12 protein-coding genes are annotated in these 15,532 nt (G+C 65.7%); 10 read left to right on the forward strand and 2 right to left on the reverse strand.

Going from position 1 to position 15,532, the window contains the following annotated elements:
- The first annotated feature begins 8 nt into the window (after positions 1 to 8).
- The 4 genes from glnE (at position 9) to ACN9M2_RS02355 (ending at position 5,932) form a co-directional block, all read left to right on the forward strand.
- Positions 9 to 2,897, forward strand: a complete 2,889-nt coding sequence (glnE, locus tag ACN9M2_RS02340) for a bifunctional [glutamate--ammonia ligase]-adenylyl-L-tyrosine phosphorylase/[glutamate--ammonia-ligase] adenylyltransferase (RefSeq protein ID WP_426286577.1) — start codon at positions 9 to 11, stop codon at positions 2,895 to 2,897.
- A 49-nt stretch (positions 2,898 to 2,946) separates the two neighbouring features.
- Positions 2,947 to 3,879 (forward strand): nucleoside hydrolase, encoded by a 933-nt coding sequence (locus tag ACN9M2_RS02345; protein ID WP_426286578.1) that lies wholly within the window; start codon positions 2,947 to 2,949, stop codon positions 3,877 to 3,879.
- 264 nt (positions 3,880 to 4,143) lie between these two features.
- Positions 4,144 to 4,389: a type B 50S ribosomal protein L31 gene (locus ACN9M2_RS02350; protein ID WP_306851017.1), complete on the forward strand. Its 246-nt coding sequence runs from the start codon at positions 4,144 to 4,146 to the stop codon at positions 4,387 to 4,389.
- Positions 4,390 to 4,636: 247 nt separating this feature from the next.
- Positions 4,637 to 5,932 carry a citrate synthase gene (locus ACN9M2_RS02355; protein WP_306851016.1) on the forward strand — a complete coding sequence of 432 codons (1,296 nt, stop codon included), beginning with the start codon at positions 4,637 to 4,639 and terminating at the stop codon, positions 5,930 to 5,932.
- Positions 5,933 to 6,115: 183 nt separating this feature from the next.
- Here ACN9M2_RS02355 and ACN9M2_RS02360 read toward each other — a convergent pair whose 3' ends face one another.
- Together ACN9M2_RS02360 and ACN9M2_RS02365 are read right to left on the reverse strand one after the other, a co-directional pair.
- Positions 6,116 to 6,775 (reverse strand): hypothetical protein, encoded by a 660-nt coding sequence (locus ACN9M2_RS02360; protein WP_426286579.1) that lies wholly within the window; start codon positions 6,773 to 6,775, stop codon positions 6,116 to 6,118.
- Between the two features lie 61 nt (positions 6,776 to 6,836).
- A complete protein-coding gene (locus ACN9M2_RS02365) occupies positions 6,837 to 9,419 on the reverse strand; it encodes a penicillin-binding protein 1A (protein ID WP_426286580.1) in 2,583 nt (860 codons plus the stop codon).
- A gap of 235 nt (positions 9,420 to 9,654) precedes the next feature.
- On the opposite strand from ACN9M2_RS02365, the gene ACN9M2_RS02370 reads away from it, so the two are divergent.
- The 6 genes from ACN9M2_RS02370 to ACN9M2_RS02395 all read left to right on the forward strand — a co-directional run bounded on the left by ACN9M2_RS02370 (position 9,655) and on the right by ACN9M2_RS02395 (position 15,520).
- Positions 9,655 to 10,713, forward strand: a complete 1,059-nt coding sequence (locus tag ACN9M2_RS02370) for a pilus assembly protein PilM (RefSeq protein ID WP_426286581.1) — start codon at positions 9,655 to 9,657, stop codon at positions 10,711 to 10,713.
- A complete protein-coding gene (locus tag ACN9M2_RS02375) occupies positions 10,713 to 11,453 on the forward strand; it encodes a PilN domain-containing protein (protein WP_426286582.1) in 741 nt (246 codons plus the stop codon). Before ACN9M2_RS02370 ends, ACN9M2_RS02375 begins: the two co-directional genes overlap by 1 nt.
- Positions 11,450 to 12,100, forward strand: a complete 651-nt coding sequence (locus tag ACN9M2_RS02380) for a type 4a pilus biogenesis protein PilO (RefSeq protein WP_426286583.1) — start codon at positions 11,450 to 11,452, stop codon at positions 12,098 to 12,100. The genes ACN9M2_RS02375 and ACN9M2_RS02380 overlap by 4 nt, the downstream gene beginning before the upstream one ends.
- Complete coding sequence (locus tag ACN9M2_RS02385; RefSeq protein ID WP_306851010.1) at positions 12,097 to 12,624, forward strand: pilus assembly protein PilP; 528 nt, start codon at positions 12,097 to 12,099, stop codon at positions 12,622 to 12,624. The genes ACN9M2_RS02380 and ACN9M2_RS02385 overlap by 4 nt, the downstream gene beginning before the upstream one ends.
- 19 nt (positions 12,625 to 12,643) lie before the next feature.
- Entirely contained in the window at positions 12,644 to 14,914 is a 2,271-nt protein-coding gene (gene pilQ / locus ACN9M2_RS02390; RefSeq protein WP_426286584.1) for a type IV pilus secretin PilQ, read from the forward strand.
- A 192-nt stretch (positions 14,915 to 15,106) separates the two neighbouring features.
- On the forward strand, positions 15,107 to 15,520 hold the full coding sequence (locus tag ACN9M2_RS02395; protein WP_426286585.1) for a hypothetical protein: 414 nt from the start codon (positions 15,107 to 15,109) through the stop codon (positions 15,518 to 15,520).
- Positions 15,521 to 15,532 lie beyond the last annotated feature (12 nt).

Here is a 15,532-nt window from a genome sequence, read left to right on the forward strand (position 1 = left end):
ACCACCTCATGAATGCATCGACGACGGCTCCGCGCGAAAGCCCCGAACTACGCGCATTGATCGATACCCGTTATGCCGACGTGATGGCGGCATGCCGTGCCGCGCGCATCCCGCTGTACGATGATGCCGGCGTGGCGGAACGAATCCGGCGGACCTTGCTCGCCTCGGACTTCGCCTTCGATATCTTGCGTCGCCAGCCCGATTTGCTCGCGCCCGCCGGACTGGAACGACTTCGCGCCAATGCCGACGCGGGAACGCGTGGCGCCACGCTGGAACTGCCGGCGGACGAGGATCGCTGCATGTCGGTACTGCGCCGCTTCCGGCATGCGGAAGCGGTCCGCCTCGTGTTCCGCGACGTGAACGGGTTGGACGACCTGGACGAAACACTTTCCTCGACGAGCGCGCTTTATGAAACCTTGCTGGAGGTTGCCTTGCGCTGGTCGGAAAGCGCCATGCATGCGCGCTACGGGCAGCCGCGCGATGCGAACGGCGTCGCGCAGCGCACGGTAGTGCTCGGCTTCGGCAAGCTCGGCGGCAACGAGCTGAATTTTTCCTCCGACATCGACCTGGTGCTGGCGTATGCCTCGGGTGGAGAAACCGATGGAGCGCGGCCCCTGGACAACGGCGAATACTTCATTCGCGAAACACGCCAGCTCGTGCGCCTGCTGGCCGAGCCCACGGTGGATGGCATCTGCGCACGCGTGGACCTGCGCCTGCGCCCGTTCGGCAACGCGGGGCGGTTGTCGTTGCCCTTCGCGGCGATGGAGCAGTACTACCAGCGGGAAGGTCGCGATTGGGAACGCTATGCCTGGATCAAGGCGCGGCCGGTGGCTGGCGACCGCGTCGCCGGACGCGAACTGCAGGACATGCTCCGGCCGTTCGTTTACCGCCGTTACCTCGATTACACGGCGTTCGCGGGCCTGCGCGAGATGAAGGCGCTGATCGACGCGGAGGTCGCACGCAAGGATCTCGCCGGCAACCTGAAGCTCGGGCCGGGCGGCATTCGTGAAATCGAGTTCGTGGTGCAGCTGACCCAGATGATCCGTGGCGGTCGCGACCCGGCCTTGCGCGTGCGTGGCCTGTTGCCCGCGCTGCGGGCTTGCGAGGCACGCGGTTATATCCCCTCGGCACGGGCGAAGCTGTTGCGCTCGGCCTATGTGTTCTTGCGCCGCCTGGAGAACCGCGTGCAGATGCTGCGCGACGCGCAGACCCACGACATTCCCGACGATGCGCTGTCGCGCGAACGGCTGGCCCTTGGATTGGGCTACGCCCATTGGGACGACCTCGCACTGGATCTGGTCCGGCATCGCGATGCCGTGTCCGCCGAGTTCGCCGCCGTGCTCGTTCCCGAAGCTGGCGGCACGGCGACGGCTCCCATCGCCGACGTCGCGCTTTGGCAGGCGGCACGGGGGGAGACGCTCGATGCGGCCATGATGGAGGCGTCGGGTTTCGTCCCTGGCGAGGAAGCGGCCAATGAGCTGGTGAAATTGCCGCGCACGGCGGCGGTCCGCTCGATGTCGGCGCGTTCGTCCGAACGCATCGAACGCCTGATGCCCCACTTGATCGGCGCAGCCCGTGGCAGCGTGGCGCCCGTGGCCAGCCTCCTGCGTTTGTTGCGCCTGGTCCAGGCCGTCGCACGTCGTTCGTCCTACCTCGCCCTGCTCGACGAACAGCCCAATGCGCGGCGGCGTGTCGCCAGCGTGTTTGCCGATAGTGCGTTCCTCGCCGAGCGCGTCATAGCGCAACCCCTCCTGCTCGACGACGTGCTCGATCCGCGCATCGACCAGTTGCCGCTGAAACGGGCGGATATCTCGGCCGAGATCGCACGCACCCTGGGTGCACTGGATGAGCGGGACGCGGAGCACGAGCTGGAACGCATCAACGAGTTCCGTTCGAGCATCGCCTTTCGCCTCGGGCTGGCCTTCAACGATGGCCGGTCGGATGCCACCGCGACGGCGCGGAGGCTCGCCGGGCTGGCGGAGGCGGTGGTCGCGGCCATCCTCGCCCTGGCTACACGCGAACTCACGGCCCAGCATGGCCGCCTGCCGGGCGAGGGCAGCGGGTTCGCCGTGCTCGGCTATGGCAGCCTCGGTGGCGAGGAACTGGGGTTCGCCTCGGACCTGGACCTGGTCTTCGTCTACGATGGCAAGCGCGCCAATACGATGAGCGACGGCCCCCGGCCGGTCGATGGCACGCGGTGGTACCAGCGCCTGGCGCAACGCGTGATGCATTGGTTGAGCGTGCAGACCCACGCAGGCCGGTTGTACGACGTGGACACGCGCCTGCGGCCGGACGGGTCGAAGGGGCTGCTGGTCGCCAGTGTCGATGCGTTCGAGGCATACCAGCGCGACCGTGCATGGACCTGGGAACACCAGGCGCTGTTGCGCGCCCGCCCGGTGGCTGGCGATACGAGGCTTGGCGCCGCCCTCGCGGGCATCCGGCGCGAGATCCTCGGCGCACCACGCGATGCCGGGCGCGTTCGTGCCGACGTGGGCGCCATGCGTGCACGCTGGCGCGGCGAGCGCGACCGCTCCGATACCGGCCATGTCGACCTGAAACAGGGCGTGGGCGCGCTCATCGACATCGAGTTCATCCTGCAGGGCATGGTCCTCGGGCATGCGGCCACGCATCCGTCGGTGCTCGACACGCACGCCAGCAGCACCTTGATCGACGTGCTGCGCGAGGCGGGGTTGTTCACCCAGGCCCAGGCCGACACGCTGCACCTGGCGCATGCGGACCTCCTGCAGATGGGACTCGCCTGCACGCTCGACCTGCGCCCGCGCATCGCCACGCGCACACCGGCCCTGGATGCGTTGTGCGCCGGGGTGGAGCAGGTCGCGGCCGAGTTGGGCTTCGATTTCTCCGGGCGTAGCGAGGCAGCGGAGCAGGGTGCCTGAATCCGATGCACGGCGTTATGCTGTCCGGCCGTTCAACGACACGATCCCGATGACCCGAACCCCGTTGCTGATCGACACCGACCCCGGCGTGGACGACGCGCTGGCCATCCTGATGGCGCACGAGCATGCCGACGTCACCGCGTTGACGGTGGCCGCGGGCAACGTCGGGCTCGACCACACCGTGCGCAACGCGCGCACGCTGGTGCAACTGATCCGCGCGGCGACGCCGGTGCATCCCGGTTGTCCGTCGCCGCTGGTCCGCGCTCCGGACGAGGATGCGGCCTTCGTCCATGGCGCCGACGGTTTCGGTGACGTCGGATTCGCCGAGCCCACGCATCCCTCGCAGGCCGAGCACGCCGCGCTCGCCCTGATCCGCCTGACCCGCGAGCGTCCGGGAGAACTGACGCTCGTGGCGCTCGGGCCGCTGACCAATCTCGCCCTGGCCGTCCGTCTCGATCCGGCGTTCCCGGCGCGCGTGAAGCGCCTGGTCGTCATGGGGGGCGCCGTCACCGGTCATGGGAACACGGGCAAAATCCCCGCCGAATTCAATATCGGTTTCGATCCCGAAGCGGCCCATGTGGTGTTCGAGGCATTCGAGATGTTCGACCTCGTGGACTGGGAGGCCACGGTGCGTCATGCCTTCGCGGACAAGGTCTACGAGGGATGGATAGCCTCGGGCGACGAGCGGGCGGCATTTTTCGAGAAGATCTTCGGCACCGCCCGCCGCTTCAACGCCGAGCACGAGCGCACCGGCTTCATCGCGGCGGACGCCCTGGCGATGGCCGTGGCCCTCGACCCGGCCATGATCGTCCGCGCCGAGACCCGCCACGTGGCGATCGAACTCGATGGACGCCTGACCCGTGGCGCCACGGTGGTCGACTGGCACCGCCGACTCGGCGGCCGGGCCAACGCCAGGATCGTGCTGGAAGTGGACCAGGACCGCTTCCGCGAATTGATCGCCGGGGCGTTGGGCGCCCCCTGAACCGGCCTCGCGCCGGTGGTGGGCTAGCAGAGGTGGTGGGCTAGCAGACTCTGGTGGGAGCCGATTCATCGGCGATCCCGCGGCAGCGGGCCCGCGCGAGGCAAGCACCCATCGCCGCTGAAGCGGCTCCCACAGATGGGGCCGCCCCCGTCGGCTCCCGTCTCAAGCGGCCTCCATGGGTGACCACCGGGCAAGGCTTGCCGTCGCCGACTCCGCTGGTTACAATGCCGCTCTTTTCACCCCGCTATTTCTCAGGTTCAAGCCATGAAAGAGAACATCCATCCGAAGTACCAGCCGGTGGTCTTCCAGGACCTGTCGTCGGATTTCGCGTTCCTGACGCGTTCGACGATGTCCAGCAAGGAAACCGTCAAGTGGGAAGACGGTAACGAATACCCGGTGATCAAGCTCGATATCAGCAGTCACTCGCACCCGTTCTATACGGGCAAGCAGAAGACGCTCGACATCGGCGGCCGCGTCGACAAGTTCCGCCAGCGTTACGGCAAGAAGTAATACAAGAAAGCCGGACCGAAATCCGCGCGCCGCCTGCGGGGTGGCGTTTCGCGAGGATCGATGGACACGGGGCGAGCCCACGGCTTGCCCCGTGTCTTTTTGCGTCCACGGATTGCCCTATGGTCGAACGGACGTTCGAACGGGCTCTGTGCGATAATGGGGAACTTCGGCTGCACGTAGTGGCCGGTACGACACCTTCCCCAGGGTGCCGTTTCCCCCAAATCGTCGAGAAGAAGAGGAGCTCGCCGTGTCCGACGCCAAAACCGTCAAATTGGTCGATGAATCCAACAAGCCCGTGAGCGAACTGCCGGTCATCGGCGGCACGCTCGGCGCCGAGTGCGTCGACATCGGCACGCTGTACAAGGACACCGGCTACTTCACCTACGATCCGGGCTACGGCAGCACCGCCAGCACCAAGAGCGCCATCACCTATATCGACGGCGACAAGGGCGTCCTGCTGTATCGCGGCTATCCGATCGAACAGCTTGCAGAGAAATCCACCTTCCTCGAGACCTCGTACCTGCTGCTCAACGGCGAACTGCCCAGCAAGACCGAGTTCGCGAAGTTCGAGCACGACATCACGCATCACTCGATGATGCACGAGAACCTCAAGTTCTTCCTGCGCGGCTTCAACCACGACGCGCACCCGATGGCCATGCTGGCCGGCTCGATCGCTTCGCTTTCGGCGTTCTACCACGACAAGCTCGACGTCGATAATCCGGAAGACCGCAAGCTCGCCGCCATTCGCCTGATCGCGAAGATGCCGACGATTTCCGCCGCCATCTACCGCCATTCGATCGGTTGGCCGACGCGTTATCCGCGCAACAACCTCGAATACGTCACGCGTTTCCTGCACATGATGTTCGAAGTGCCGAGCGAGCCGCTGGAACTGAATCCGGTCGTCGCCAAGGCGCTCGACCTGCTCTTCATCCTGCACGCCGACCACGAACAGAACGCCTCCACCTCGACGGTCCGCCTGGTCGGTTCGACCGGTGCCAATCCTTACGCGTCGATCGCCGCCGGCATCACCGCGCTCTGGGGTCCGGCCCATGGTGGTGCGAACGAAGCCGTGCTCAAGCAGCTCGAGGAAATCGGTTCGGCCGACAAGGTCGAGACGGCCGTCAAGCGTGCGAAGGACAAGAACGACTCCTTCCGCCTGATGGGCTTCGGCCATCGCGTGTACAAGAACTTCGACCCGCGCGCCAAGATCATCCGCGAAATGTGCCACAAGGTGCTCAACGAGCTTGGTGTCAACGACCCGTTGCTCGATGTCGCCATGAAGCTGGAAGAAGCCGCGCTGAAGGACGATTACTTCGTCGAGCGCAAGCTCTACCCGAACGTCGACTTCTACTCGGGCATCATCTACAAGGCGCTTGGCATCCCGACCGAGATGTTCACCGTGATGTTCGCCATCGCGCGCACGTCCGGCTGGATCTCGCACTGGATCGAGCAGCACGAAACCCCGGGATCGCGTATCGGCCGTCCGCGCCAGATCTACACCGGCGCCGACGTTCGCGACTACGTTCCGAACGACAAGCGCTAAGAAAGAAACCCCGCGAAAGCGGGGTTTTTTTCTGCGGGGAAAAGAGGTGCTTCGGTGGGAGCCGACCTTGTCGGCGATGGGTGCTTGCCTCGAACTGGCCCGCTGCCGCGGGATCGCCGACAAGGTCGGCTCCCACCAAAGAGCCGGCTCTCGCCGAGAGTGCCGGCCCGATCTGCTTCTTTGTCACGATGATGCATGGAAGGCAGCGATGTCCTCTTCCGCCAACAGCTCCTGCACCATGGCTGCCGTGGCACGGCGCATCGGCCGTTCGTCCACGCGATCCAGCGGCGCCTGACGCAGTGCGTCCATCGGCAACACGGTCAGGTCGAAGGGAATGCCGTCGGCGCCGAACAGCAGCACAGGGTGTTCGCTTTGGGTGGTGCCACCCGACCAGCGCAGCCGCCGCGTCTGGGTTTCGAGGGGAATGCCTTGCTCGCGCAGGAACAGGCCAGGAGCGTCCGGATCGTCGCTGAAGACATGCAGGCATACGGCGGAATGCTCGTCCGCCGTGCCTTCGAGAACGGCGCCGACCAGGCGCGCATCGAAACCGCGAAGGAATCGCATCGCCTCGACGGCGGCCTCGCGCCGGGCGCGTAGCGCTTGGGGCTGGGTGTCGGCGTGGAACAGACGCTGGTGTTCGCGCAGCGCGTCCTCGATCTCGTTGTTGCGGGGCAGGGCTTGCGTGTCGACGATGCCGAGCCGTTCGGCGGCCTTCACCTTCGCATGGTGGAAATCCCGGATACCGTGCTCGCTCATCAGGCGTGCCGCCTCCTGGGCGACGAGGACGCGATTGCGCTGCGTCCGGTCCTGGGCATGGATCCTGTGGTGTTCGCCTCGTGCCATGACTCACCCCCGTATGGTGTGAACGTGTGCCAGGCGCGCGACCGCTGGCTCGGCGCGCGCGTCAGAAGATGTCGTAGGCGTGTTCCTGCTGTTCCTCCTGCTGTTTTTGTGTCGCCTGCTCGCGAAGACGGTCGACGTCCTCGACCTTCATGATCTCGTTCATGCCGCCCGGCGAGGGCAGGCCGGAACCCGGATCGATCTGCACCGTGGCGATACCCGGCGGCATCGCCAGCATGTGCGATGGCTTGTCCTTGAGGAACGCGCCCATGTAGTCCATCCAGATGGGCAGCGCGGCCTTGGCGCCGAACTCGCCACGTCCCAGCGAACTGAAATCGTCGAAACCGACCCAGACCGCCGTGGACACGTCGCCGTTGAAGCCGACGAACCAGGCGTCACGATGGTCGTTGGTGGAGCCGGTCTTGCCCGCGATGTCGTCACGGCCCAGGGCCTTCGCCGCGGCACCGGTGCCGCGCTTCACCACATCCTGCATCAACGAGGTGACGAGGTAGTCGTTGCGTACGTCGATCACGTGCGGCGCCAGCTTCGGCGCTTCCGAAGCGCTGGCATGGGCATCGGCGGGAAGCACGGCGTCGCCGGTGCCGCTGCCCGCCGCCGTGCTCGAGGTCGCCGGACGCGCGGGAATCAAGGCCGTCGACGCCTGCGTCGGAGGCCCCGGCAGGGTCGGGTTCAACAGGCGCTCCTGGCATTCCGCACAGGCCCGCTCGGGATTGGCCAGATAGACGGGATTGCCGTCGCGGTCGTCGATCCGGGAGATGAAATACGGCGTGACGAGGTAGCCGCCATTGGCGAACACCGCGTAGCCACGGGCCATGCTCATCGGCGACACGGACGCCGTGCCGAGCGCCAGTGAAAGGTTTTGTGGCAGTGCGTCCGGTGTGAAGCCGAACCGGGTCATGTATTCACGCGCGAAGCGCAGGCCGATGGCATCGAGCAGGCGTACCGAGACCAGGTTCTTCGACTTCACCAGGGCTTCGCGCAGGCGCATCGGGCCATCGAACTTGTTGTCGTCATTGGCCGGTGTCCACATGCCATCCGGACGCGAAGGATCGGGGAAGGCCACGGGAGCGTCGTTGACGATGGAGGCAGGCGTGAAGCCACGCTCGAAAGCCGCCGAATACAGGTAGGGCTTGAAACTGGAGCCGGGCTGACGGGCGGCCATCACGGCGCGGTTGAACTTCGAGCGTACGAAGCTGAAACCGCCAACCAGTGCGCGTACGGCGCCATCTTCCGGATCGAGCGAGACCAGGGCGGCCTGTACCGCGGGAATCTGGGTGAGGCGCCATTCGAGCCTGGCCGGCTCCGCCTTGGGTGCGGGGACGTCCTTGCCTTCTTCCGTGGCACCGCTGGCCACGTCCTCGTTCACGTCATCTTTCGCGGCGCGGAACAGGCGGACGACATCGCCGCGCTTGAGCACGGCATCCACGCGGGTCGGTGCCGCGCCGGCGCGCCCTTCGTTGACGTAAGGGCGTGCCCAGGCCATGGACTCCAGGCTGAGCGTGACCGTCTCCTTGGGCGAAAGGTACACCTTGGCCTCCTTCGCGCCAGTCTCCGTGACGATGCCCGGCATCATGCCCGCCACGCTCGTGTAGCCGGCGAGAACGCGGTCATAGTCCTCCGGGCCGGCCTGCGCAGGCAACTCTTCGTGGCCCTCGGGACCGCGGTAGCCGTGGCGGCGATCGTAGGCCGAGAGGCGGCCGCGCAAGGCCTCGTTGGCGGCGGCCTGGCTGTCGCTGGGTACGGTCGTATGCACGACGTAGCCCTCGGTCAGGGCCTCGTTGCCGAATTTCTCCAGCACCTGCTGGCGGACCATCTCCGCCAGGTACGGGGCGTCGACCTCGATCTGCTGTTCATGGGGAAAGGCGTCGTTGGGCTCGTTGATCGCCGCGTCGTATTCCGCCTTCGTGATGAAGCGGTTGGACAGCATCTGGCCGAGCACCCAGTCGCGGCGGGCGAGCAGGCGCTTGGGATTGTTCAGTGGATTGACCACCGAAGGAAGCTGGAAGGTCGAGGCGAGGGCGGCGCTTTCGGCCACGGTGAGCTGGTCGAGGGTCTTCCCGTAGTAATACGACGCGGCAGCCGCCAGGCCATAGGAACGGTGGCCCAGGAACATCTTGTTGATGTAGAGCTCGAGGATCTGGTCCTTGCTGAGCTCGTTTTCCATGCGCAGGGCAATGAACATCTCCGTCAGCTTGCGCGAATAGAGCTTCTCCGGGCTGAGGAAGAAGTTTCGCGCCACCTGCTGGGTGATGGTCGATCCGCCTGGTCCCTTGTCGCCTCCGGAGAGGATCACATGGATGCCGGCGCGGGCGATGCCGTGCCAGTCGACGCCGGGATGGCTATAGAAATCCGCGTCCTCGGCCGATAAAACGGCATTCTTGAGACGCGCCGGCACGTCGGCGATGCGCACGGGGATGCGCCGGGTCTCGCCGAAGGAGGCGATCAGGCGGCCGTCGGAGCTCAGGACGCGAAGGGGAACCTGCATGTGGTAATCGCGCAGGACCGCCACGGAAGGCAGGCGTGGCGCCAGGAGCCAGTAGGCGACGCCCACGGCGCCAACCACGAACAGGATGCCGGCCAGGGCGAGGTACAGCGCGTAGCGCAGCAGACGCTTGAGGATTCGCATGGAGGGGGAGGGATCACCGCCGTATGGGTCGTGGCGGAGTATAGAACCAAGCCGGGGGTGGGGCGGGGAGCCGGGGGTTCGACCCGGTATGAGGGGATTTCGCTAACCCAGTGACTGGATTTGTGAATTAGTGCCGGTAAGCGGCCCTAACCGGCCGTTGCCAATCTGTTAAGTTTTAGATCTAATGCCTTCGCGCCGAAGACCAATTCCGACAAGGCGCGGGGAAGGGGGAATCGTGGGGCTCTTTACACCCAAGGCGGCGCCGTTGATCGGCGTCGATATAAGCTCGACCGCGGTAAAGCTGCTTCAACTCAGCCAAGCCGGCGGGCGCTATCGCGTCGAACACTACGCCGTCGAACCACTCCCACCCAACGCGGTGGTGGAAAAGAACATCGTCGAGGTCGAGGCGGTCGGCGAGGCCATCCGCCGCGCCCTGGCCCGCTCCGGCGCCAAGATCAAGCACGCGGCGGCTGCCGTGGCCGGCTCCGCGGTGATCACCCGCATCATTCCCATGTCGGCCGATCTCTCCGAGGACGACCTCGAAGGCCAGATCCAGGTCGAGGCGAACCAGTACATTCCTTACCCGATCGAGGAAGTCAGCCTCGATTTCGAGGTGCTCGGTCCGGTTCGCGACAATCCCGAGATGAATAACGTGCTCCTGGCCGCCTCGCGGACGGAGAACGTGGACATGCGCATCGCGGCGCTGGACCTGGGCGGCCTGACCGCCCGGGTCATCGACGTGGAGGCCTTCGCCATGGAGAACGCCTTCGGCATGGTCGCCGACCAGCTCGCGGTCTCCCGCGACGCGCTGGTCGCGGTCGTCGACATCGGCGCCACCATGACGACGTTGGCGGTGCTCAAGAACCAGCGCACGATCTACTCCCGCGAGCAGGTCTTCGGCGGCAAGCAGCTGACCGACGAGATCATGCGCCGCTACGGTCTCTCCTACGAGGAAGCCGGGCGGGCGAAGCGCAAAGGCGGGTTGCCCGAGTCCTACGAGATGGAAGCGCTGGAGCCGTTCAAGGAATCGCTGGTCCAGCAGGTCAGCCGCCTTCTCCAGTTCTTCTTCGCCGGCAGCGAATACAGCCGCGTGGACCAGGTGGTGATCGCCGGCGGTTGCGCTTCCATCGAAGGCCTCACCGAACTGCTCGAACAGCAGCTGGGCGTGCCCTGCGTGGTGGCCAATCCGTTGGCGCGGATGGCCTTGTCCAGCCGCGTGCAGGCCCAGACCCTTGCCCAGGACGCCCCCGCGTTGATGATCGCCGTCGGCCTGGCCATGAGGAGTTTCGACTGATGGCACGCATCAACCTACTTCCCTGGCGCGCCGAACGCCGCAAGCAGCGGGAAAGGGAGTTCTACACCCAGCTGGGCCTCGCCTTCGGCGCCGCGCTGGTGGTGTTGATCGGCTGGTCGTTCTGGATGGATGCCCGCATCGACAACCAGGGCGAGCGGAACACGTACCTGCAGGGCGAGATCAAGCAGCTCGACGACCGCATCGCGAAGATCAAGGATCTGGAGAAGGTCCGTTCCGACCTCCTCCAGCGCAAGCAGATCATCGAGCAGCTCCAGGCCAATCGGTCGCAGATGGTCCACCTGTTCGACGAACTCGTGAAGACGATACCTTCCAGCGCCCGTTTGTCCGGCATGAAGCAATCCGGCGACTCCATGTCGCTGGACGGCGTATCGCAGTCCAACTCCAGCGTGGCCGAGTACATGCGCAACATCGAGGCCTCGCCCTGGATGGGCCATGCCGACCTGCGCAAGACGGAGAACACGCACGACGCGTCGCGGATGCCATATCGCTTCGGCCTCGATGTACATCTGAACCGGCCCGGCGACACGCCCGATGGCGCGCCGGCGGGCTCGTCCACCGCCGCCGCCCCGGCCAAGGCCGCCGTCGTTCCCGCGCCGCTGGCTAACGCCGCGCAGGCGGTCGCCGGTACGCCGGCACCGACGCCCGCGGCCCCCGCTTCCGCCCCGACAGGCGCGACCCCGGCTCCGGCCCCGGTCGCCCCGGCAGGAGCCAAGCCATGAAATTCTTCGACGACCTGCGCAATCTCGATCGCCACAACGTCGGCGGCTGGCCGAAGTCGATCAAGCTGTTCTTCACCGTCCTGGTGTTCGCGGTGGTCCTGCTCGTGGGCTGGTATTTCCAGATCAGCGCCCAGCAGGACGACCTGACCAATGCCGAGAGCCAGGAAGACCGGCTGAAGACCGAGTTCTCGCAGAAGCAGGCCAAGTCGGCCAACCTCGAGGCGCTCGAACAGCAACTGTCGGACATGCAGGACATGCTGCGCACCCTGTTGCGCCAGCTGCCCAGCAGGACGGAAATGCCGGAACTGCTGATCGACATCTCGCAGACCGCGCTGGCCGCGGGCATCGAGACCGAGCTGTTCCAGCCCGGTCCGGAAACGCCCAAGGACTTCTACGCGGAGAAGCCGATCACGCTGCGCATGATCGGTACTTACCACCAGTTCGGCACCTTCATCAGCGGCGTGGCCTCGCTTCCACGCGTGGTCATCCTGACGCTGCACGATGTCTCGCTGAGCCCGAAGGAAGCGAAGGACGGCAAGGTGGGTTCCGGGCAACTCGTCCTCCAGGGCACGGTGAAGACCTACCGGTACCTCGATGACGACGAGACACCCAAGCCTGCGCAGACGGTGAAGGGGAAGAAGCGATGACACGCGCACACGCCATCCTTCGGCCCGTGGCCCTCGCACTGTTCGCGGCGCTGGCGCTTGCCGGCTGCACGCGCGGTACGTCGGACCTGCGCGAGTGGGTCGATGCCGAGAAGCACAAGAAGGGCGAGCCGATCCCGCCGTTGCCGGTGATCCGCACGTTCGAGACGTTCGCCTACCAGGACCAGGGCGCCCGCGATCCATTCAGCCCGAGCACGGCGGAAATGGACACGAGTGTCGCGAATGGTCCACGGCCGGACGAAAACCGTCCGAAGGAACCGCTGGAAATGTTCTCGCTCGACAGCCTGAAGATGGTTGGCACGGTCGGTGCTGGTGCCAAGCTGGAGGCGCTCGTGAAGGACCCCGGTGGGGTGATCCATCGCGTTCACCGAAATGAGTACATGGGGCAGGCCTACGGCCGTATCACGGCCGTCGGGGAGGATCGGATCGATCTGGTCGAGCTGGTGCCGAATGGCAGCGGCGGCTGGATGGAGCGTCCGGCAAGCATCGCGGTCGGCGAAAAATAAGAATTCGGGGATGACGCACATGACGACCAAACTCAACCTGCCGGGTAGCGCGCGCCATCGGCCGCGTCGCTGGATCCTCGGCGCCGTGCTGGCCTTGTCCGGAGCTTTCGCGGGCACGGCCGCGGCCGCCAACGCCTTGCAGAACGTCACCTACGACGCGCAGCCGGGAGGCCGCATCGAGTTGACCCTCGCCTTCGCGGATGCCGCGCCGGAGCCGAAGGTCTTCACGACCAGCAACCCGCCGCGCATCGCGATCGACCTGCCGGATACGACCAACGCGTACAGCACCCGCCATCTCGACATCGGCAAGGGCGCCACATCCGGCGTCTCGGTGGTGTCGGCCGGAGGGCGCACCCGCGTCACGATCGAATTGTTCCGTGAATCCGCCTACAGGACGCGCGTGCAGGGCAATAACCTGATCGTCACCGTGAACAACGGTCCGAGCAGTGCCACGACGACGACCGCGACCGTGTCGGACCCGACCAAGGCCCTGCCATCAAGCTCGGGCGTGCCCGTGTCGAACATCGACTTCCGTCGCGGCCAGAACGGAGAGGGCCGCATACTGGTGACGCTCGGCAGCAGCGCCTCCACGCCGGAGATGCACCGCGAAGGCGATCACGTCATCGTCAGCCTGCCCGGTTCGACCCTGCCGCCGAAACTCGCCCAGCGCCTCGACGTGCTGGACTTCGCGACCCCTGTGCAATCCATCGAGCCCACCTCCCGTCCGGGCGGTGCCCGCCTGGATATCCGTACCAAGGGTGAAATCGAGATCTCGGCGTACCAGAACGGCACGGAATACGCCGTCGAAGTGGCGCCGAAGAAGGCCGCCGCGCCGACAGGCAAGAACGCGAAGGGGCAGGAACCGACGTATTCGGGTTCGCGCCTGACCTTCAATTTCCAGGACATCCCGGTGCGTTCCGCCTTGCAGCTGATCGCCGACGAAGCCAAGCTCAACCTCGTCGCTTCCGACAGCGTCGGCGGCAGCGTCACCCTGCGCCTCGTCAACACGCCGTGGGACCAGGCGCTGGACGTGATCTTGCGTGCCAAGGGTCTCGACAAGCGCCGCAGCGGCAACGTCGTGTGGATCGCGCCGCAGGCGGAACTGGCCAACTACGAGCAGAGCCTCGCCGACGCCCGCCAGAAGGCCCAGGAGTCCGCGGAACTCATTTCCGACTACATCCCGATCAGCTACGGCAAGGCCGAGGACATCGCCAAGCTGCTGACCTCGGGCAGCATGCAGGGCGGTGGCGGGGCGTCCGGTGGCGGTAACACCACGCGCGGCTTCCTCTCCCCGCGCGGCAGCGTCTCCTTCGACGACCGCACGAACACCCTGCTGATCAACGACACGCCGGACAAGATCCGCGACCTGCGCGAACTGATCGGCACGCTCGACCGCCCGGTGCAGCAGGTGCTGATCGAATCGCGCATCGTCGTCGCCACCGACCAGTTCACCCGCCAGCTCGGCGTCCGCTGGGGTGCGCAGGCGTTCAACCATAACAACGCCAACCAGATCGTCGGTACCACGCCGAACCTCAGTGGCGGCACGGACGGCACCGGTACCGCCGGCCTGGTGACGAGCGTCCGCAACAGCGACGTGAATTACGCCAATGCGGTGAATCAGTACAACGCCAGCGGTGGAACGGGCAACCTGCCGACGCGTGACGCTTATGAATTGCCAGGCGGCTACAACGTGAACCTGCCCGTTTCGAATCCGGCCGGCAGCATCGGCCTGGCGATCCTCGGCGCGAACTACCTGGTCGACCTCGAACTCTCGGCGGCACAGACCGAAGGTCGCAGCGAGGTGATCTCCAGCCCGCGCGTCATCACCGCCAACCAGCAGGAAGCGGTGATCAAGCAGGGTACGCAGATCGGCTACGTGACCTATCAGGCCTCCAGCACGGGCGGCGGCGCCTCGAACGCCACGGTCCAGTTCAAGGATGCGGTGCTCGAACTGCGCGTCACCCCGACGATCACGGCGGATAGCCGCGTCTACCTCAAGATCAACGTGAAGAAGGACGCCCTTGCCGGTAACACGCCGTCCCCGGGTGGTGGCTTCGTCCCGTCGATCGATACCCGCGAGATCAACACCTCCGTGCTGGTCGACAACGGCCAGACCGTGGTTCTTGGCGGCATCTACGAGATCACCAAGTCGAACACCACGGACAAGGTGCCCGGCCTCGGCGACATCCCCGGCCTTGGCGTGCTGTTCCGTCGTACCAACCGCGGCAACAACAAGGCCGAACTGCTGATCTTCGTCACGCCGCGCATCCTGAGCGATACGTTGCAATAAGCTCACGCTCACCGGCTTGTCTGAACGCCCGCGCTTGTCGCGGGCGTTTTTTTATGACGTCGGTTATGTGATGCGGCGCATGCCGCGCGGTGCGGTAGCGCGCTACCTTCGTGAGGTTGTCAGGGATACAGATCTCGGGGTGATTCAAAGAGGCCATCGTCGTGATGGCTTCCCACAATCGTGAGGTTTGACATGACGTTCAACGGAAAGAACTTGCTGTCCGGTCTTCTCTTCGCCGCCGTGGCCTTCGCCATGTCCGGTGCCGCCTCCGCCACCACGGTACCGGGCACGGGACAGAACGGGGCGCCGACCCTGTCGGGCTGCCTGTCCGATACGCTGCCGGTTCAGATCACTTCAGGCTGGATCCAGACCAACCAGGGTTATCGCTCGCCGTGCTCGGCGCCGGGCAGCATTCCGGGCGTGAACTGGCAGGAGATGACCTATTTCATCGATCTCCCGGTCGGCTCGACACTCGATGTCTGCTTGTCGTTCGGCTACCCGACGGGCTGGGCCGTCGTCTCCCAGCGCAAGGACGCTAGTCGCTGCGGTTATTTCCAGGGCCAGGTGTTCTCGAACAACGTCGTAACCATCCGTCGTAACTCATAAGGAAAACGCCGC

It is taken from the genome of Luteibacter sp. E-22 (assembly GCF_049913125.1).
In the GTDB taxonomy this organism is placed as follows: domain Bacteria; phylum Pseudomonadota; class Gammaproteobacteria; order Xanthomonadales; family Rhodanobacteraceae; genus Luteibacter.